The following is an 18,917-nucleotide window of genomic DNA, read 5'->3' on the forward strand; positions in this document are numbered from 1 at the left end:
CCGGAGTCGGGGCGCCGTGCCATCGGCACCGCCGCCTCGATCGGCTTCGACCTGATCGAGATCCCGGCGCCCGCCGACCCCGACGCCTCCGCGTGGACCCCGATCGGCGACGAGCGCTCCGTGCTCCCGCGGTGCAGGAACTCGGGGTGCATCAGGCGGCCTTCGCGCCCGTGATCAGCGAGACGAGCTCGTCGCCGCTGGTCTCGGCGGTGCGGCGGCCGGCGACGGCGAGGCCCGCGCGCATCACCCACACCTGGTCGCTCAGGCGCATCACCTGGTCGAAGTTGTGGCTGATCAGCAGCACAGCCACTCCGGCGTCGCGCAGCTTGAGGATGATCTTCTCGACGCGCGCCGTCTCCTGGACGCCGAGCGCCGCGGTCGGCTCGTCCATGATCACGATCTTGCTGCCCCAGCCCGCGGCCCGGGCGATCGCGACCGCCTGGCGCTGGCCGCCCGAGAGGCGGCGGACCTTGCTGGTGACCGGCGGGACGTTCACGGCGAGGTCGCCGAGCAGCTCCTGGGCCGTCTTCTTCATCTGCGTCCGGTCGAGGAACCGCACCCCGGGCACGCCCTTGGTGAGCTCGCGGCCCAGGAAGAAGTTCTGCCACACGGTCAGGTCCTCGACCAGGGCGAGGGTCTGGTGCACCGTCTCGATGCCGCCGTCCCGCGCGCCGAGCGGAGTGGTGAAGTGCACCACGTCGCCGTCGAGGGTGATGGTGCCGGAGTCGGCGGGGTGCACCCCGGAGAGGCAGCGGACGAGGGTGGACTTGCCCGCGCCGTTGTCGCCGATCAGGGCGGTGATCTCGCCGCGGCGCATCGACATCGACGCTCCCTTGAGAGCGTGGACGCCGCCGAAGGACTTCTTGATGTCCCGCGCTTCGAGCAGGATGTCGCTGGTCATGGCTGGGCTCACTTCTTCTGGTAGCGGGTGATGAGGGCGGCGAGCACGACCACCAGGCCGACGGCGAGGGGCTGGTAGAACTGCGAGACGCCGAGCAGGGTCAGGCCGTTGGTCAGCGCGGTCAGGAGGAACGCTCCGATGATCGGGCCGACGATCTTGGCCTTGCCGCCGGTGAGGCTCACTCCGCCGAGCACGACGGCCGCGATGGAGTTGAGCAGGTACTGCGTGTTGATGGCCGGTTCCGCGGCGCCGACGCGGGCGACGAGGAGGAGCGAGCCGACTCCGGCGAGGACCGCGGCGATGATGTACACCGCGATGCGCACGCGCCCGGCCTTGATGCCGTTGGCGACCGCGCTCTCCTCGTTGCCGCCGACCGCCTGCACGTGCAGGCCGAAGCGAGTGCGGAACATGACGACCCAGGCGACGACTCCGATGACCGCGGCCAGGATGATCGGGTAGCCGATGATCCCGATCGAGCCGGTGGTGAGGCGGAGCAGCTCGGGGCTGCCGACCGTGATCGGCTTGCCGTCGGAGACGATCAGCGCGAGGCCGGTGGCCACCGAGAGCGTGCCCAGTGTCGCGATGAAGTCGGTGACCTTGCCCTTCGCGATCAGGAAGCCGTTGATCACTCCGATCAGCCCCGCGAAGAGCAGGGCCGCGAGCGCCGAGAGCCAGAAGCCCCAGCCGGCGCTCCAGCCGATGCCGAAGCCGACCGCTCCGACGGTCATCGTCGCCGAGATCGAGAGGTCGATGCCGCCGGTGGTGATGACGAAGGACTGGCCGATCGAGAGGATGACCAGGATCGCGGCGGCGACGAGCATCGCCTTGATGTTGCCGAGGCTGAGGAACGTCGGCGTCGCGATCGAGAACACGATCACCAGAGCGACGAGCCCGATCGGTGCGGCGTTCTCGGCCCAGAAGCTGAGCTGACGGAGGTTCGCCAGCAGCGGGGAGGCGCTGGCCGGGGGTCGGGCGGTGACTGAGGTCATGGTCGCTTCCTGGGTTGCCATGGGCGGGAGGTCCTACTTGCTGGGGACGAGCGCGGCGAGCGGGTTGTCGAACTCCTCGAACGGCTGGGGGAAGGCGCCGAGGGCCTGCTCCGCGGTCTCGGAGGTCACGAGCGCGGTGGGCGACTCGATCTCGGCGGGGATCTCCTCGCCGGCGCCGACGGCCTCGCACGCCTGCACGCCGAGCTGGCCGATCGCGTACGGGTACTGGGCGACGGTGGCGGTGAGGCCGCCGTCCTTCACGGACTGCAGCGCGTCCTCGTTGCCGTCGACGCTGACCACCTGGACGGAGCCGGTGAGGCCCGCGTTCTCGACGGCCTTGACGATGCCGAGGCCCATGTCGTCGTTCGCGGCGAAGAACGCCTTCACGTCGGGGTTCGCGGCGAGGATGTCGGTCGCCTTGGTCAGCGCCACCTCGCGCTTCCAGTCGGCCGCGGCCTCCTGGACGACGGTGAGGTCGGAGCCGATCGCGGCGGTGAAGCCGTCGACGCGGGCGGCGCTGGTGACGTCTCCCGAGACTCCGCCGATGACGGCGACCTCGGAGCCGGCGGGCAGCTGCTTCAGGAGGAAGTCGCCGGCCTTGCCGCCTGCGGCCTCGTTGTCGGTGCCGATGTAGGTGGTGACGTCGAGGTTCGCGGCCTGCACCGCGTCGGGGTCGAGCGGGCTGTCGATGTTGACGATCGTCTTGCCGGTGGCGGAGGCGAGGGCCTGCACCAGGTTCGTGCCGCTGATCGGGTTGACGATCAGGCAGCCGAAGTCCTGACCGGCGACGGTGGTGAGCTTGTCGGCCTGGCCGGTGGTGTCGCCGATGTCGGCGGCGGCCTGCACCGAGACGTCCACGGAGTCGTCCTTCGCGGTGTCCTCGATGCCGTTCTCCATCGCCTGGAAGAACGGGTTGTCGAGGCCCTTGATGACCGCGGCGACCTTGGTCGATCCGGAGCCGCCGGCGGCCGTGTCGCCACCCGAGGCGCAGCCGGTGAGGAGGAGTGCGAGGGCGCCGACCGGTGCGAGAACCGGGAGGAGGCGGCGTGCTGTGCGGTTCATCGTCATCCTTGAAGATCAGGGCACCACTGCGTGCCGGTGTACGAAAACTACCCGGGCTTTCGCGTTACCGCAATACGAAAGTCAGGGAACTTCAAGTTTCTCGTCGGCAGCCATGTACGCTGACCGTGACAAGAGGGGGAGCGATGACGGGGTACTCCACCGGCGAGGCCGGTTCGCACGTGGCCGACGTCCTCGCGCTGTTCCGCGAGCAGGGCGAGGTCTCGCGCAACGCGGTGATGGAGCAGACGGGGCTCTCCCGCTCCACCGTCAACCAGCGCCTCGCGACCCTCGTGGAGCTCGGCCTGATCGCCCCCACCACCGGCGGCGAGTCCACGGGCGGGCGCCCCTCGAGCATGTTCGCGATGAACCTGGTCGGCACGGTGTTCCTCACCGCCGACATCGGGGCGAGCGGATTCGTCGCCGCCGCCTGCGACCTGCGCGGCACACCCCTCCGGCACGAGAGCGGTGTCGTCGACGTCTGGGAGGGGCCGGACGCCGTGCTCACGCTGGTGCTCGCCGCGTTCGAGCGGCTGCAGCAGGGCGACGCGGTCGCCGGCATCGGCGTCGGAGTCCCGGGACCGGTCGAGTTCGCCGCCGGGCGCGTGCGCAACCCGCCGATCATGACCGGCTGGGACGACTTCGACATCGCCGGCTACTTCGCCGAGCCCTACGAGGGCGTGCAGGTCGTCATCGAGAACGACGCCAACGCCCGCGCCCTCGCCGAGTCGCGCCATCACGGCTCCGACAACCTGATCAGCCTCAAGCTCGGCACCGGGATCGGCTCGGGCCTCGTCTTCAACGGAGCGACGATCCGCGGAGCCGTCGGCGCGGCCGGCGACATCGGCCACACCCGCGCGGTCACCGGCACGGTCGACGCGGATCCGCTGCCCTGCCGCTGCGGCAACGCCGGCTGCGTGGAGGCCTACGCGAGCGGCTGGGCCCTCGTCCGCGACCTCTCTGCCGACGACCCCTCGATCAAGCACGTCGCCGACGTCACGGCCCGCGTGCTCCGCGGCGACATGCGCGCGACGCAGGCCGTGCGCCAGGCCGGCCGCGTCCTCGGCGAGGCGGTCGCCGACCTCGTCAACATCCTCAACCCGCGGACCATCGTCATCTCGGGCCAGCTCGGCGACTGCGGAGAGGTGCTGATGTCCGGCCTGCGCGAGCGCGTCTACCTGCGCACCCACCCGCTCGCCACGCGGCACCTGACCATCCACACGTCGGACCTGGGCGAGCTGGCCGGCGTGATCGGCCTCGCCCTGACGAGCGCCGACACCCCCCGCGCGGCGGCCGCCGCGAGCTGAGCGGGAGGCGCCCGGCCGCACCTGCAGCGGCGGAAGCGGCGTCGGCGACCCCCTCCGCCCCGCGCAGTGTTACGCCCGGCGACGAAGGATGACGCCGGGCGACGCGGGCCGGGACGAGCGGACCCGCGGTGCTCCATCATCGTGTCCGGGACGACGCGGAGAGGCCGCGGCCGCCCGACCCGTCCGAAGGAACACGATGATCCGGCTCGAGCAGCTCAGCAAGTCGTACGGTCAGGCGACCGTGCTCGACCGCCTCGACTTCTCGGTCGCGACCGGCGAGATCTTCGCCGTCGTCGGCCCGAGCGGTGCGGGCAAGAGCACGCTCGCCGCCTGCGTGAACCTCCTGGAGCGGCCCACCTCGGGCACGGTCGTCGTCAACGGGGAGGCGCTCTCGCAGCTCTCGGAGGAGCGGCTGCGCGTCGCCCGCCGCCGCATCGGCACCGTCTTCCAGTCCGACGGCCTCTTCAGCCGCCGCACCGCCGAGCAGAACGTGGCCCTGCCGCTGGAGTACCTCGGCGTCACCGCCGCCGAGACGAAGCGCCGCGTCGCGGAGCTGCTCGAGCGCGTCGGTCTCTCGGACCGCGCCCGCTACTACCCGCACCAGCTCTCCGGCGGTCAGCGCCAGCGCATCGGCATCGCCCGCGCGCTCGCCCTCCGCCCCTCGGTGCTGCTCTCGGACGAGGCCACCTCGGGCCTCGATCCCGCCTCGACCAGCGCGATCACCACGCTCCTGAAGGAGCTGCGCGACGACCTGGGCCTCTCGATCCTCTTCATCACCCACGAGATGGAGACGGTGCGCCAGGTGGCCGACTCCGTCGCCCGCCTCGACCACGGCCGCATCGTGGAGTCGGGGCGCCTCGTCGACCTGCTGCGCGACCCCGCGTCCCCGCTCGGCCTCGCCCTCAACCCGGTGCGCCCCTCCGTCGCGCCCGGCCCGGGGCTGGGCGAATGGGTGGTGGGCTACTCCCGCTCCGGAGTGCCGTCCGACTGGGTCACCCGGCTCACGGAGGCGGTCGGCCCGGTCGCGCTGCTCGGCGCGGCGATCGAGACGGTGGACGGGCAGGCGGTCGGCCACGCGACGATCGGGCTCGGCCCGGTCGACGAGGCGCGGCTCACCCGCGCGGCGGCCGAGCTCGGCCTGTCCGTCCGGCCCGCCGGCGTGCGCGTCCTCGCCGAGGAGGTGGCGGCGTGATCCTCCACCTCGACAACAAGGTCCCGCTCGAGCAGATCCCCGCGCTGGTGCTGCCGGCGCTCGGCGAGACGCTGATCATGGTCGGCATCGTCATGGCGGTCGTGGTGCTGGTCGGCGTGCCGCTGGGCGCTCTCGTGCACAACCTCGCTCCGGGCGGGCTGGCCGAGAACCGGGCCGCCCACCAGGTGCTCAGCGCCGTGATCAGCGTCGGCCGCTCGCTGCCGTTCCTCATCCTGATGGCGTCGATCATGCCGTTCACGCGCCTGATCACCGGCACCAACATCGGGATCGCGGCCGCCGTCGTGCCGATGTCGATCGCGGGGATCGCCTTCTTCACCCGCATCGTCGAGAACGCGCTGCGGAGCGTGCCGCTCTCGCTCACCCGCGTCGCCCGCGCCTCCGGAGCGTCGCGGCTGCAGGTGGTGCGGACCGCCCAGCTGAGCGAGGCGGTGCCGCAGATCATCGGCGGCCTGACGATCAACACGATCGCGATGATCGAGTACTCGGCGATCGCCGGGACGATCGGTGCCGGCGGCATCGGCTACGTCGCGGTGACCTACGGCTACCAGCGCTTCGACACCACGGTCATGCTCGCGACCATCGTGATCCTGGTCGCCACCGTCGCGACCGTGCAGCTCACCGGCGACGCCCTCGTCCGCGCCACCACCCCGGGAGCCTCCCGCTCGCGGCGAGCGCCGCGGGTCGCGGCCGCCGTCTAGAACCACCACTCCTCCTCCTGCGCCCTCGGGCGTCCCTCCCGCGCGCCCGCGCACCCCCTCCTCGAAAGGCACCGCCATGTCCACTCCCGACGACCTCGGATTCGACCTCAAGAAGAAGCGCCGCTGGCCCTGGATCGCCGGAGCGGCCGTCGTCGTGGTCGGCGTCGCCTCCGCGATCGCCGTCCCGCTCCTCTCCCCCGCCGTCTCGGCCAACGAGCAGGAGGGCGCGACCCTCTACGTCGCGACCGCCGAGGGCAACGCCTCCGAGCAGGCCCTGGTCGACTTCGTCGCGAAGGAGGTGGCGCCGCGCTACGGGATCACCGTCGCCTTCAAGGGGCTCTCGGACAGCAACACCATCAACCGCGCGGTGAGCGAGGGCGAGGTCGCGGCCACGGTGTACCAGCACAAGCTCTGGCTGGGGCAGGTGCTCGAGGCCAACCCCGACTTCGAGGAGGAGGCCGCCACTCCCGTCTTCCGCTGGGGCTTCGGGCTCTGGAGCGACAAGTACTCCGACGTCTCCCAGATCCCCGACGGCGGCACGGTCTCGCTCTACTCCGACCCCGCCAACGAGGCGCAGGGCCTCTGGCTGCTGCAGAACGCCGGCCTGATCACGCTGAAGCCGGGCACGGAGCCGGGCACCGCGACCCAGGACGACATCGCCGAGAACCCGAAGAACCTGCAGTTCACCCTGCTCGACTTCGCCGCCCAGTCGCGCGCGCTCCCGGACCTCGATGCGGCCGTCGGCTACACCGAGTACTACCTCGCCGCCGGCATCCCGATCGAGCAGCAGATCTTCGCCCCGCAGGCCCCCGACGACTTCGCCGGGCAGCTCACCATCGGCTCGGAGTACCGCGACACCGAGAACGTGAAGAAGCTCGTCCAGGCCTTCCAGGACCCGGCCGTGCAGGAGTTCCTCGCCACGGACGAGACGGTGAAGGGGATCCTGCTGCCGATCGACGGCTGAGCAGGGCCGGAGCGACGGGGTCGCCTGAGGAGTCGCGCGCGGCTTCTCGGGCGACTCGGCGTCTGCGGTCGTAGCGTGAGCTCATGAACACGTTCACTCTCCACAACGGTGTCGAGATCCCCGCCCTCGGACTCGGCGTCTTCCAGACTCCGCCCGACGAGACCCGCGCGGCCGTCGCCGCCGCGCTCGACGCGGGATACCGGCACATCGACACGGCGGCGGCCTACGGCAACGAGCGCGAGGTAGGCGAGGCGATCGCCGGCCGCGACGACGTCTTCCTCGAGACGAAGGTGTGGATCAGCGACTACGGCTACGACGAGACGCTGCACGCCTTCGACAAGAGCGCGGGCAAACTCGGCGTCGAGCGGATCGACCTGCTTATCCTGCACCAGGCCCTGCCCGAGGCCTTCGACCGCACTCTCGACGCCTACCGGGCGCTCGAGCGGCTGCTCGCCGACGGGAGGGTGCGGGCGATCGGGGTGAGCAACTTCATGGTCGAGCACCTCACGCGCCTGCTCGCCGAGACCGACGTCGTCCCCGCGGTCAACCAGCTCGAGGTGCACCCGTACTTCCAGCAGCGGCGGGTCGAGCGCTTCGGCTGCGAGAACGACATCCTCACCCAGGCCTGGTCGCCCATCGGCGGGATCACCGCCTACCGCGACTCCCCGCGCCGCAGCTTCGACGACCCGGTGCTCCTCGAGCTCGGCGCCAAGTACGGGAAGACGGCCGCGCAGGTGATGCTGCGCTGGCACCTGCAGGAGGGCCGCCAGGTCATCCCGAAGTCGACCCGCCCCGAGCGCATCGCCGAGAACATCGACGTGTTCGACTTCGCGCTCTCCGGCTCGGAGCTCGCCCGCATCGACGCCCTCGAGGCCGGCGTGCGCGGCGGACCGGAGCCCGAGGCCGTGACGCTGGAGGCGTTCGGCCGCGCCATCCCTGAGGCGTGAGGAAGGCGCCCGCGACGGGAACACCGGAGCCGTCGCGGGCGTTGCCCTCACCATGAGCGTTCCCCTCTCCATCCTCGACCTCGCCCCCATCGCCCCCGGTGAGACCGCTCGCGACAGCTTCGCCGCCTCCGTCGCCCTGGCCCAGGAGGCCGAGCGGAACGGCTACCGCCGCGTCTGGTACGCCGAGCACCACAACATGGCGAGCATCGCCTCCAGCGCGACCTCGGTGCTCATCGCGCACGTCGCCTCGCAGACCTCCACGATCCGCCTCGGCTCCGGCGGTGTCATGCTGCCGAACCACTCCCCGCTCACCATCGCCGAGCAGTTCGGCACCCTCGAGACGCTGCACCCGGGCCGGATCGACCTGGGGCTCGGCCGCGCCCCCGGCAGTGACCAGGCGACCTTCCGCGCGCTCCGCCGCGACCCCGACTCCTCCGAGCGCTTCCCGCAGGACGTGCTCGAGCTGCAGGCCTTCCTCGCCGGCGAGTCCCGCATCCCCGGCGTCAGCGCGACGCCGGGCGCCGGCACCCGTGTCCCCCTCTACATCCTCGGCTCCTCGCTCTTCGGCGCGCAGCTCGCCGCCGCCCTGGGCCTGCCCTACGCGTTCGCCTCGCACTTCGCTCCGGACGCGCTCCACCAGGCCGTCGCGGAGTACCGCCGCGGCTTCCGCCCCTCCGAGCAGCTCGACGCGCCCTACGTGATCGCCGGGATGAACGCCATCGCCTCCGACACCGAGGAGGACGCGCAGGAGCAGTTCGCGCAGATGAAGCGCGCCCGCCTGATGATGCTGCTGCGCCAGAGCGGGCAGATCCCCGTCGGCCAGACCTTCGACGACGAGGAGCTCGACGCCCTGCTCAGCGCACCGATCGGCGCCCACGTCGCGAGCATGACCACCTACACCGGCGTCGGTACCGGCGACCAGGTGGCCGACTACGCCGCCGACTTCGCCCGCTCCGCCGACGCCGACGAGGTCATCGTCGCCCACGCGTCGCTGCAGACGGAGGCCCGCCTGCGCTCGGTCGCGCTCCTCGCGCAGTCGAACGCGCGCGTCGCAGCCTGAGCCCGTCCGCAACCGAGGTCGAGCGGCCCGGCACTGGCCTGATGGGCCCCGTCGGACGCTCCGAGCCTCGGTTGCGAACGGCCGGCCCTGCACAGAGGGGGGACGGGCGGCGCGCATCGGCGGACGCGAGCAGAAGTGAGCCTCTAACGGGGGCCATCTTTGGGGGCACGACCCCGGGAGGAGCGCGTCCGCGGTGCCAGGCTGAGCCCTGTGTCGACGATGACAGGCAAGCGGCGTGAGCCCGGGGACGGCCCTGCGCGGTCGGCGGCCCTGCTGCTGCGGGTCTGCGCGGGCGACCGGACCGCCTTCCGGCAGCTCTACTCGCTCACCGCGAGCAGGGTCCTCTCCGTCGCGGACGCGGTGCTCGACGACCGCGCCGCCGCCGAGGAGGTCACGCAGGAGGTCTACCTCGAGCTCTGGCGCACGGCGCGCTCGCTCGACCCGGGCCGTCCCGTCCTCGCCTTCCTGGCCCAGGTCGCGCACCGTCGGGCCGTGGACCGCGCCCGGGCGGACCGGTCGGCGCGGCGCCGGGAGGTGCAGTACACGGTCCTCGACCGGCCGAGGGATCACGAGTGGGAGCGCTCGGACGTCCGACTGGCCCTGGCGCCCGCGGCCGGCGCGATCCGGCAGCTCGCCGCCATCCACCACGACGTCCTCTACCTCGCCTACGTCCGCGGATACAGCCACTCCGAGATCGCCGAGGAGCTGTCGATCCCCCTCGGCACCGTCAAGACCCGGCTGCGCGACACCCTCATCCGCCTGCACACGCAGCTGCAGCCCCGCAGCCCGGCGGACCCGGACGACGGACCGGGGCGGCGCATCCGGCACTGACCGCCGGTGCGGACAGAACTGCGCCACCGGGTTCGCACGCCCGAGGACCGGTGCCCGGCGCGCTCAGCCCGCCTGCGTCGCGCCCGAGACGGCGAGCCCGACGATCACCGTCAGCACCGTTGTCCACAGTGCGATCGCGACGCCCTGCCAGAGCAGGATCCGCCCGCGGCCGACTCCCGCGCCCGCCAGCATCACCGCGGTGAAGTGCGTCGGGAGCAGCAGCGGCCCGAGCAGGCTCACGCCCGGGACGCCGTAGCGGGTGAAGGCCCGCTGGAACTTCTCGCGCCGCGGACTCGTCCGCTTCGCCTCCGAGCGGCCGGTGATCGCCGAGCGGACGCCGGTGCCCAGCAATACGAGCAGCGCCACGCAGACGAAGTTGCCGATCGCCCCGGCGAGCCCGGCGACCACCGGGTGGATGCCGCCGATGATGCCGATCGACGCCGCCCCCTCGCCCTCGATGAAGGGGACGGCCCCGGCCGCCGCGACGACGAGGGGCTGTACGAGTTCCGGAACGCGGCCGATCAGGTCCTGGAATCCGAGGATCGCGTCGCTGATGATCGTCATGGTCGTGCCTTCCGATGCGGGGCCCCGGCTCTCGGGACTCCTCCATCCGACCGTGTCCGGGAGCGCCGCGGCAGTGCCGCCGGGTCACCGCTGTCCGGGACGATCGACGGTCCGAGGGGTGACAAGTGTCATGGTCGTAGCCTGGGCCGCATGGTGAACACGACCGAGGCGGATCCGCCCGTGCGCGCAGGCCGCGGCGTCGCAGTGACCTGGTGGTACACCCTCGCGTCAGCCGCCTCCTTCGTGGTGGTCGTCCTGGCCGTCTGGTCCGTGGCGGTGCTGAGCGCCGAGGCCGAGGAGTGGCGGAAGGGCGCGTACTTCCTGGGCGCGGCCGCCTGGATCGCGGTGTTCTCGCCGACCGCGCTCGCGTACCGGCGCGCCGACCGCGAGGGTCCGGTGCGCCTCCGGGCCGCGCCGACCCTGGTCTTCTGCCTCGGAGTGGCGGCCGCCGCGCTCACCGGCACGGCCGCCGGGAGCCTCGCGCTCGGGCTCTCGCTCGCCGCGACCCTGGTCGCCGTGCTGCCCTGGCAGAGCGGGGTGCGGCTCCGGGTGATGGTGCTCTGCACGATCGTCCTCGGGGTCGCGGCGGTGCTCGAGCAGACGCGCGCGGCACCGGACGCGTCGGCCGCGCTCTCGACCCTCCTGCTGTTCGCGACGCTGCTGCCCCTGACCGTCGTCAGCGCGCTGTGGTGGTGGGACATCGTTCGCGAGCTCGACCGGGCGCGCGCCGCCGAGGGCCGGCTCGCCGCCGCCCAGGAGCGCCTGCTGCTCGCCGGCGACGTGCACGACCTCCAGGGCCACCACCTCCAGGTCATCGCGCTGCAGCTCGAGCTCGCCGAGCGTCTCCTCGGGAGCGACCCGGAGGCCGCGCTCGAGCAGCTGCGCGCCGCCCAGCGCTCGGTCGACGGCGCCCGCACCGGCACCCGCGAGCTGGCGACGCGCTTTCGCAGCGTCCCGCTCGTCGACGAGCTGGCCAACGCCGCCGACCTGCTCCGCTCGGCCGGGCTCCGCGTCGAGCTCGAGGTCGACCCGGCGGCGGCCCAGGCGCCCGCCGAGACGCTCGGGCCGGTGGTCCGCGAGACGACGACGAACATCCTCAAGCACGGAGGCGGCACCAGCGCGCGGCTGCGGCTCGCGCGGGAGCGCGACGAGTGGCGGTTCGAGGCGGTGAACGACCTGGCCCCGGACGCGGAGGAGGCGGACGGGACCGGCTCGGGCGTCCTCGGCATGGCGGAGCGGGTCGAGCGGGCAGGCGGGACGCTGCGCACCGGGGCGGTCCGCCGCTCCTTCGAGCTGGACGCGCGCCTGCCGGTCGGGAGCGACTCGTGATCCGGGTGCTGATCGCCGACGACGAGGACATGATCCGCACGGCGCTGGCCGCGCTCCTCCGCCTCGAGGAGGACCTCGAGATCGTGGGCGAGTGCCGCGACGGCGAGCAGGCGGTCGCGGAGGCGCTGCGCCTGCAGCCCGACGTGTGCCTCTTCGACGTCGAGATGCCCGGGCTGGACGGGATCGAGGCGGCGGAGCGGCTGCGCCGGGTCTCGGCGACGCGGGTCGTGGTCGTCACCCGGCATGCGCGGCCGGGGGTCCTGCGGCGGGCGCTCGGAGCGGGCGTCAGCGGCTTCCTGCCGAAGTCGCGCCGGGTCGAGGACGTCGCCGAGGTGATCCGCCAGGTCGCGAGCGGACGCCGCTACGTCGATCCGGAGATCGCCGCCGACGCCCTGGCGAACACGCGCAGCCCGCTGACCGACCGCGAGCTCGACGTGCTCAGCGCCGGCTCCCGCGGCGAGACGATCGGCGAGATCGGCGCAGCGCTGCACCTCTCCTCCGGCACCGTCCGCAATCACGTCTCGTCGATCCTCCGCAAGCTCGACGTCGACACCCGGCAGCGCGCGGTCATCGAGGCCCGCGAGCGCGGCTGGATCTGAGCGCACGGCCCGGCTGCACCACCGCCGACAACGCAGAAGTCGTCGCACTCGAGCGCGAGTGCGACGACTTCCGCGTTCTCGCGAGCGCCCCCGGGTCAGGCCGTCGGCGTCCAGATCCGCATCGTCGACGGTCCGCGGTTCGCCCAGCGGTGGTACGGCCGGAACTCCGCCTCGAAGCGGCGCCCCTCCTCCACCGGCACGGAGCCGTAGGGCCAGCCGGGAGCCGCCTCCCGCGTCACGAGAGCCACGCGCGCACCCTCCGCGGTCGCGACGGGCGGCACCGAGGCGTCGACCGCGATGTGCTCGGTGTCCAGACCCTCGGGCAGGTCGAGCGACTCGATCGCCAGCACGAACGGCCCGCGCTCGAGGGCGACCTGGCCGCGCACCGCGTCGATCCGGGGGTGCGGGGCCACGAAGCGGGCCGTCATCGGCAGCGAGAGCCGCACGGTGTCGCCGGCGGAGAACGCCCGGCGGACGGTGACGGTCGGCGTCGAGACCGGCTCGCCGTCGAGCAGCGCCGAGCCCCGCGCGAACGGCGGGACCCGCAGCGTCAGCGCGAACTCCGCGTCCTCGAGGATCCGCACGACGATCTCGCCGTCGGCCGGGTACTCCGTCTCGACGCGCAGCGCGACGCCTCCGGTGCGCACCTCGTAGGCGCCGTACTGGTGCAGCTGCACGCCCTCGTCGGTGGCGGTCGCGAAGCCGAGCTCCACGCTCGCCAGGGTGCGGGCGGTGTTGGTCGGGCAGCACGAGACCCAGAACCAGGGCGCGCGGAGGCTGGACTGCGCGCGGTCGGTCTCGCGCGACTCGTCCGGAGCCACTCCGTCGACGCGCTGCTGCAGCGTGTTCGTGTAGAAGAAGGCGCGGCCGTCGTCGCGGGTCGCGGGGAGCACCGCGTTCAGCAGCGTCCGCTCCATGAGGTCCGCGTAGCGGGGCTCGTTCGAGCCGAGCAGGAGGCGCCAGCTGAGCATCGTGGAGCCGATCGCCGCGCAGGTCTCGGCGTAGGCGCGGTCCGGGGGCAGCTCGTAGTCGGCGCCGAACGCCTCGTCCTGGTGGTGCGAGCCCATCCCGCCCGTGACGTAGGTGCGCCGTTCGACGGTCGCCTCCCACTGGCGGCGGACCGCCTCCTCCAGCTCGGCGTCGCCGGTCTCGACCGCGACGTCGAGGGCTCCGGAGGCGAGGTAGAGCGCCCGCACCGCGTGGCCGCGCAGCACCTCCGCGTCGCGGACGGGCACGTCGTCCTGGAAGTACTCGGCGCCGAACGCGATCGGCTTCAGCGTCCCGGTGCCGCGCCTCTCGACGAACAAGCGGGCGAGCTCGAGGTAGCGCTCCTCCCCCGTCGCCCGCGCCAGCTCGGCGAGCGCCGGCTCGATCTCGGGGTGGCCGCACACGGCGACCCGCCCGTCGGGGCCGAACTCCCGGTGGACGTGGTCGGCGAGGCGCCGCGCGACCTGCGGCAGGAGGTCGTCGTGCCCTGTCCTCAGCCTCGCTACGGCGGCCTGGATCAGGTGCCCGAAGCTGTACAGCTCGTGGCCCCACTCCAGATCGGAGTAGCGCGCGCGCTGGCCGGGCCGGCCGAAGCTCGTGTGCAGGTACCCGTCCGGATCCTGCGCGGAGGCGACCCGCGCGACGAGGTCGTCGTACCGCTCCTGCAGCCCGGCGTCGTCGCTCCGGCCGAGCTCCCAGGCCATGGCCTCGAGGAGCTTGTAGACCTCCGAGTCGACGAACTCGATGCCCGCGTGCGCGTCGCCGCCCTCGGCGGACGAGATCGAGCCGTCGGCCGCGCGGTCGAAGTTGCCGGCCCAGCCGACGCGCTCGATCCACGAGCGGCAGTGCTCGATGACGGCGGAGGAGTTGAGGTCCTGGTAGTGCTTCCAGAAGCCGCCGGTGAGGCGGATCTCGTCCTGGCGGAGCGGCCGGAGCACGCTCCGCGAGGGGGCGACCGGGCCGCCGAGGGCGGTGGCGGTGGGGGCGGTGAGGGTCACGGTGTCTCCTTGGAGGGACGGGTCAGTCCTTGACGGCGCCGGCGGTGACTCCCGCTGAGACGTACCGCTGGGCGACGACGAGGAGGACGGCGGCCGGGAGCGAGGCGACCACGGCGGTCGCCATGATCGAGTTCCACTCCTGGTTGTTGTTGCCGATGTACTTGTAGATGCCGAGGGTGATCGGCTGGAGCTTCCCGCCGCTGTCGAGCGTCGAGGCGAAGATGAAGTCCGACCAGGCCCAGAGGAACGCGAACAGCGAGACGGTGACCACGGAGTTGCGGCTGATCGGCATGATCACCGAGGTGAAGGTGCGCCAGGCGCTCGCTCCGTCCATCCGGGCCGCCTGGGTGAGCTCGTCGGGGATCCCCGACATGAACGCCGTGAAGATCAGCACGCCGAACGGCACCGCGATGGTGGAGTCGGCCACGATCAGGCCCGGGATCGAGTTGAGCAGCCCGAGGTTGAGGTAGATGGCGTAGAAGCCCATCGCCATGATGATCGCCGGGATCATCTGCGCGATCAGGAGCACGAACGAGAGGGCCTGCCCGCCGCGGGGCCGCAGCTTCGCCAGCGAGTAGGCGGCGGGGGCGGCGATGGCGACGGTCAGCAGCACCGTGCCGAGGCCGACGACGAGGCTGGTGCCGAGGTAGGGCAGCTGCTCGCTCAGCACCGCCTGGTAGCCGGTGAACGTGGGCGAGAAGGGGAACCAGTCCGGCGGATCCTTCCGCATCGAGCCGGTCTGGGTGAGGGAGACGTTGATCATCCAGTAGACGGGGAACAGCATGATCGCCGTGAGGGCGATCCCGACCACCGTCAGGTACCAGGGGCGGCGCGCGGTCACGAGTCGGCCTGCTTCCGCTGGACGCGGATGTACACGAGACCGAAGACGAGGGCCAGGATGATCAGCAGGTTGCCGACCGCCGCGGCCGGTCCGAAGTCGGGCAGCATCGAGCCGAAGCCGAGCTGGTAGGTCCAGGTGGCGAGCGTGGTCGAGGAGTCGGCGGGGCCGCCCTTCGTCATGATCCAGATGATGTCGAACACCTTCAGCGTGTAGACGAGGCCGAGCAGGATCGTGATCGCCGACACCGGGCGCAGAAGCGGCAGCGTGATCCGCCAGAACTGCTGGGCGCCGGTCGCGCCGTCGAGCGAGGCCGCCTCGTAGAGGTCCTGCGAGATGTTCTGCAGGCCGGAGTAGAGGATCACCAGGTTGAACGGGATGCCGATCCAGATGTTCGCGATCAGGACCGCGATCAGCGAGGTGCTCGGCGAGGTGAGCCAGTTGATCTGCCCGATCCCGAACGACTCCAGGAACGCGTTGACGATGCCGGAGTCGCTGTTCAGCATCCACGACCAGGTCGACGCCGACACGATCAGCGGCAGCAGCCACGGCACCAGGAACAGCGCCCGGAGCGTGCTCGCGAGCGGGAAGCGGCGGTAGAAGAACACGGCGAGCGCCAGCCCCAGCGTGAACTGGAAGACGAGCGAGACGCCGGTGAACACCGCGGTGTGCAGCAGCGCCGGGCCGAAGGTCGCGTCCTGGAACACCTGGACGTAGTTGTCGAACCAGACGAAGGGCGCGTTCCCCTGCACGAACGAGCGGACCGTGTAGTCCTTCAGGCTCAGCTCGAGGTTGCGGTAGAGCGGGAACGCGTAGAAGACGAGCAGGTAGGCGACGAGCGGAGCGAGGAACGCCCAGGCGACGAGGCGGCCGCCCTCGGGGCGCCAGCGGCGCCGGCGGCTCTCGGCGGCCGGGGCGGGCGGGGCCGGCGGCTCGGTGCCGCGCCGCAGGAGGCGGGCGGTCTCGGTGGCAGTGGTCATGGTCTCTCCCGTCCGCCCGGCCGGTGCGCGGAGCACCGGCCGGGCGGACCTCGTTCGGGGAGCAGGAGCCCCCGGTCGTCCTACTTCGTGGCGGATTCGGCGGCCGACTGGGCGGCCTTCAGGGCGTCCTCGGGCGACTGCGAACCGCTGAGCACGGTCTGCACCGCGCCCCACAGCTGCTCCGAGATCTTCGGGTACTTCGTCCCGAGGTCGTCCGAGGTGCGGCCCTTCGCGGCCTGCACGGCGGTGACCCACGGCTCGAGGTCGGCGTTGCCGGCGACCTGCTCCTGCTGCGCCTCGGCCGTCGGCGCGATGTACGAGAGCGTGTTGTCGGTCGTGACCAGGCTCTCCGTGGAGGTCAGGCACTCGGCGATCTTCTTCGAGGTCTCGTAGCGCGCCGTGTCCGACTGCATCGGAAGGGTGAGGAACTCGCCTCCGGTCGGTGCGGGGGCCGCTCCGCCGTCCTTCGACGGGATGGTCAGGACGCCGTAGTCGATGCCCGACGCCTTCGCGTTGGCCAGCTGCCAGGTGCCGTTCTCGCCGAACGCGTACTCGCCGGTCTCGAACTCCTGCCAGCTCGTGGTCTGCGTGTTGCCGATCACGGAGTTGGGCGCGTAGCCCTTGTCGAGCCAGTCCTTCCAGAGCGAGACGGCGTCGACGGCGTCGGACGAGTCGAGCTGCGTCAGGTCGGCCCCCGAGCCCCAGAACCACGGCAGGAACTGGAAGGTCCCCTCCTCGGTGCCGATGCCCGAGAACGTGATGCCCTTGCCTCCGGACGCGGTGACCTTCTCGAGCGCGTCGGTCAGGCTCGCCCAGTCGGTGATCGAGGAGACGTCCACGCCGGCCTTCTCGAGGACGGCCTTGTTGTAGTACAGCGCGAGTGTGTTGGCGCCGATCGGCACTCCGAAGGTGTCGCTGCCGGTCTGACCGGCGGCGAGGATGTTCGCATCGATGCCGTCGGTGGAGAGTCCGTTCTCGGCGGTGGTGGTCAGGATCCCCGATTCGGCGAGCGTCGAGACCACCGGGTTGTCGACGAGCAGGAGGTCGGGCGAGTTGCCCTGCTGGCCCGCGAGCAGCGCCTTGTTGGTCAGGTCGGTGGTGTCGTAGCCGGTGCGCTCGACGGTGACGCCGGCCTCGGTCCCGCAGGAGTCGATGAGCTTCGCCCAGTCGGACGTCTCGTCGAACTGGGGGTACGGATCCCAGAACGTGTAGCTGCCTCCCGCGGCGGAGCCGGAGTCGCCCCCTGTGCCGCTCGCGCAGCCGGTCAGTGCGGCGGCGGCCGTTCCCAGCAGGACGGCGGCGGCGAGGCCCCGAGCGTGCTTCCTCGTCTTCACGGATGATCCCTTCGTCGTTGACGGATTCCTCGGCAGTCGTCCCGATCGTCTGCGCCGGGCCGAAACTACTTTCTGTCGGGTAAACCTAGGCAGAGGGGGGCGGTCCGTCAAGAGAAGCCACCTTTTCGGTCTTTTCGGTTTTTCCGCGGAGTCGTGCGAGGATCGACGCGGCGGCCCGTCGGGCCCGGAACGGAGGACCGGTGTCACCACGAAAGCCCACCGGCACCATCACGCTCACCGACGTGGCGGCCGCCGCCGGCGTCTCGATCGCCACCGCCTCGAAGGCGCTCAACGGCCGCGACCAGGTGCGCGCCGAGACCCGCCAGCGCGTGCTCGACGCCGCCGAGGCCCTCTCCTTCACCCCGAACCCGTTCGCGCAGGCCCTCAACTCCCGGCGCACGGGCACCATCGGGATGCTCACCAACGACCTCGACAACCGCTTCGTGCTCCCCGTGCTGCTCGGCGCCGAGGACGCCTTCGGCGCCGGGTCGACGTCGGTGCTGCTCTGCGACGCCCGCGGCGACTCGATCCGCGAGCAGCACCACATCAAGAACCTGCTCGCCAAGCGCGTCGACGGGATCGTGGTGCTCGGCCGGACGACGAACCCCCGCCCCTCGATCACGCGCACCATCCCGGTGCCGGTCGTCTACGCCTACGCGCCCTCGGAGGATCCCCGCGACTCCTCCTTCACGCCCGACAACGTGCAGGCCGGCGTCCTCGCCGCCCGCCACCTGATCGAGCGCGGACGGACCAGGATCGCGCTCGTCAACGGCGAGCCGAGCTACACCGCCGCGCACGACCGCGCCCGGGGCGTCGAGCAGGCGCTGACGGAGGCGGGGCTCCCGCTGGTCGGCGGCGGCGTCCTCTTCGGGCAGTGGTCCGAGAGCTGGGGCCGCCAGTGCGCCGAGACGCTGCTGCGCGCGCATCCGGACCTCGACGCGATCATCTGCGCGAGCGACCAGATCGCCCGCGGCACCCTCGACCATCTGCGCGAGACCGGCCGGCGCGTGCCGCAGGACGTCGCCGTCGTCGGCTTCGACAACTGGGACCTCCTCGTCGAGGCCGCCCGCCCCCCGCTCTCGAGCATCGACATGATGCTCGACACGCTCGGCCGCGCCGCCGCGGAGGAGCTCTCGAACGCGATCCACGGCCGCCCGACCACCGGCGTGCAGGCCATGCCCGTCCGCTTCGTACCGCGGGAGTCCTCCGGCTGACGGCGCCCGCCGCTCCGCTCGGCCGCTCCGCTCCGCCGCTCGAACCACCGAGACGCCCCGGTGACGGCGGTGTCTCGGGTCACAGGGTGGCGTCTCGGCGGAGCG

18 protein-coding genes are annotated in these 18,917 nt (G+C 72.1%); 10 read left to right on the forward strand and 8 right to left on the reverse strand.

Annotated elements, in window-relative coordinates:
- Nucleotides 1-151: 151 nt before the first annotated feature.
- The 3 genes from C5C24_RS15950 to C5C24_RS15960 are packed head-to-tail and all read right to left on the reverse strand — an operon-like array spanning nucleotide 152 to nucleotide 2,952.
- On the reverse strand, nucleotides 152-901 hold the full coding sequence (locus tag C5C24_RS15950) for an ATP-binding cassette domain-containing protein (RefSeq protein ID WP_104222715.1): 750 nt from the start codon (nucleotides 899-901) through the stop codon (nucleotides 152-154).
- Nucleotides 902-909: 8 nt separating this feature from the next.
- The gene (locus C5C24_RS15955; protein WP_104222714.1) at nucleotides 910-1,890 is read right to left on the reverse strand and encodes an ABC transporter permease; all 981 of its coding nucleotides are present in this window, start codon (nucleotides 1,888-1,890) and stop codon (nucleotides 910-912) included.
- A gap of 33 nt (nucleotides 1,891-1,923) precedes the next feature.
- Nucleotides 1,924-2,952, reverse strand: a complete 1,029-nt coding sequence (locus tag C5C24_RS15960; protein ID WP_104275450.1) for a substrate-binding domain-containing protein — start codon at nucleotides 2,950-2,952, stop codon at nucleotides 1,924-1,926.
- A gap of 143 nt (nucleotides 2,953-3,095) precedes the next feature.
- Here C5C24_RS15960 and C5C24_RS15965 point away from each other — a divergent pair, with 143 nt between their 5' ends.
- From C5C24_RS15965 to C5C24_RS15995, 7 genes are all read left to right on the forward strand, one after another.
- Nucleotides 3,096-4,256 (forward strand): ROK family transcriptional regulator, encoded by a 1,161-nt coding sequence (locus C5C24_RS15965; RefSeq protein ID WP_104305436.1) that lies wholly within the window; start codon nucleotides 3,096-3,098, stop codon nucleotides 4,254-4,256.
- Between the two features lie 196 nt (nucleotides 4,257-4,452).
- Nucleotides 4,453-5,448 (forward strand): methionine ABC transporter ATP-binding protein, encoded by a 996-nt coding sequence (locus tag C5C24_RS15970; protein WP_104305437.1) that lies wholly within the window; start codon nucleotides 4,453-4,455, stop codon nucleotides 5,446-5,448.
- Nucleotides 5,445-6,167, forward strand: coding sequence for a methionine ABC transporter permease (locus C5C24_RS15975; protein ID WP_258065338.1), 723 nt, complete (start codon nucleotides 5,445-5,447; stop codon nucleotides 6,165-6,167). Before C5C24_RS15970 ends, C5C24_RS15975 begins: the two co-directional genes overlap by 4 nt.
- Before the next feature lie 76 nt (nucleotides 6,168-6,243).
- On the forward strand, nucleotides 6,244-7,131 hold the full coding sequence (locus C5C24_RS15980) for a MetQ/NlpA family ABC transporter substrate-binding protein (RefSeq protein WP_104275455.1): 888 nt from the start codon (nucleotides 6,244-6,246) through the stop codon (nucleotides 7,129-7,131).
- A gap of 83 nt (nucleotides 7,132-7,214) precedes the next feature.
- Nucleotides 7,215-8,078: an aldo/keto reductase gene (locus C5C24_RS15985; RefSeq protein WP_104281899.1), complete on the forward strand. Its 864-nt coding sequence runs from the start codon at nucleotides 7,215-7,217 to the stop codon at nucleotides 8,076-8,078.
- A 52-nt stretch (nucleotides 8,079-8,130) separates the two neighbouring features.
- On the forward strand, nucleotides 8,131-9,138 hold the full coding sequence (locus C5C24_RS15990) for an LLM class flavin-dependent oxidoreductase (RefSeq protein ID WP_104222705.1): 1,008 nt from the start codon (nucleotides 8,131-8,133) through the stop codon (nucleotides 9,136-9,138).
- Nucleotides 9,139-9,357: 219 nt separating this feature from the next.
- Entirely contained in the window at nucleotides 9,358-9,969 is a 612-nt protein-coding gene (locus C5C24_RS15995) for a sigma-70 family RNA polymerase sigma factor (RefSeq protein ID WP_258065339.1), read from the forward strand.
- A 63-nt stretch (nucleotides 9,970-10,032) separates the two neighbouring features.
- On the opposite strand, the gene C5C24_RS16000 is transcribed toward C5C24_RS15995, so the two are convergent.
- Nucleotides 10,033-10,533, reverse strand: coding sequence for a small multidrug efflux protein (locus tag C5C24_RS16000; protein WP_104222703.1), 501 nt, complete (start codon nucleotides 10,531-10,533; stop codon nucleotides 10,033-10,035).
- Between the two features lie 150 nt (nucleotides 10,534-10,683).
- Here C5C24_RS16000 and C5C24_RS16005 point away from each other — a divergent pair, with 150 nt between their 5' ends.
- Nucleotides 10,684-11,862, forward strand: a complete 1,179-nt coding sequence (locus C5C24_RS16005) for a sensor histidine kinase (RefSeq protein ID WP_104275459.1) — start codon at nucleotides 10,684-10,686, stop codon at nucleotides 11,860-11,862.
- On the forward strand, nucleotides 11,859-12,461 hold the full coding sequence (locus tag C5C24_RS16010; protein WP_104237744.1) for a response regulator transcription factor: 603 nt from the start codon (nucleotides 11,859-11,861) through the stop codon (nucleotides 12,459-12,461). The genes C5C24_RS16005 and C5C24_RS16010 overlap by 4 nt, the downstream gene beginning before the upstream one ends.
- 95 nt (nucleotides 12,462-12,556) lie before the next feature.
- Here C5C24_RS16010 and C5C24_RS16015 read toward each other — a convergent pair whose 3' ends face one another.
- From C5C24_RS16015 to C5C24_RS16030, 4 genes are all read right to left on the reverse strand, one after another.
- Nucleotides 12,557-14,446, reverse strand: coding sequence for a glycoside hydrolase family 127 protein (locus tag C5C24_RS16015; protein ID WP_104305439.1), 1,890 nt, complete (start codon nucleotides 14,444-14,446; stop codon nucleotides 12,557-12,559).
- Between the two features lie 22 nt (nucleotides 14,447-14,468).
- Nucleotides 14,469-15,287, reverse strand: coding sequence for a carbohydrate ABC transporter permease (locus C5C24_RS16020; protein WP_104275461.1), 819 nt, complete (start codon nucleotides 15,285-15,287; stop codon nucleotides 14,469-14,471).
- Nucleotides 15,284-16,264 carry a carbohydrate ABC transporter permease gene (locus C5C24_RS16025; RefSeq protein ID WP_104275462.1) on the reverse strand — a complete coding sequence of 327 codons (981 nt, stop codon included), beginning with the start codon at nucleotides 16,262-16,264 and terminating at the stop codon, nucleotides 15,284-15,286. Before C5C24_RS16025 ends, C5C24_RS16020 begins: the two co-directional genes overlap by 4 nt.
- A gap of 80 nt (nucleotides 16,265-16,344) precedes the next feature.
- On the reverse strand, nucleotides 16,345-17,598 hold the full coding sequence (locus C5C24_RS16030; RefSeq protein ID WP_104275463.1) for an extracellular solute-binding protein: 1,254 nt from the start codon (nucleotides 17,596-17,598) through the stop codon (nucleotides 16,345-16,347).
- A gap of 200 nt (nucleotides 17,599-17,798) precedes the next feature.
- Between C5C24_RS16030 and C5C24_RS16035 the strand changes: the two genes are divergently transcribed.
- Nucleotides 17,799-18,812: a LacI family DNA-binding transcriptional regulator gene (locus C5C24_RS16035; protein WP_104305440.1), complete on the forward strand. Its 1,014-nt coding sequence runs from the start codon at nucleotides 17,799-17,801 to the stop codon at nucleotides 18,810-18,812.
- Nucleotides 18,813-18,917: the final 105 nt, after the last annotated feature.

The organism is Rathayibacter sp. AY2B3, assembly GCF_002931755.1.
In the GTDB taxonomy this organism is placed as follows: domain Bacteria; phylum Actinomycetota; class Actinomycetes; order Actinomycetales; family Microbacteriaceae; genus Rathayibacter.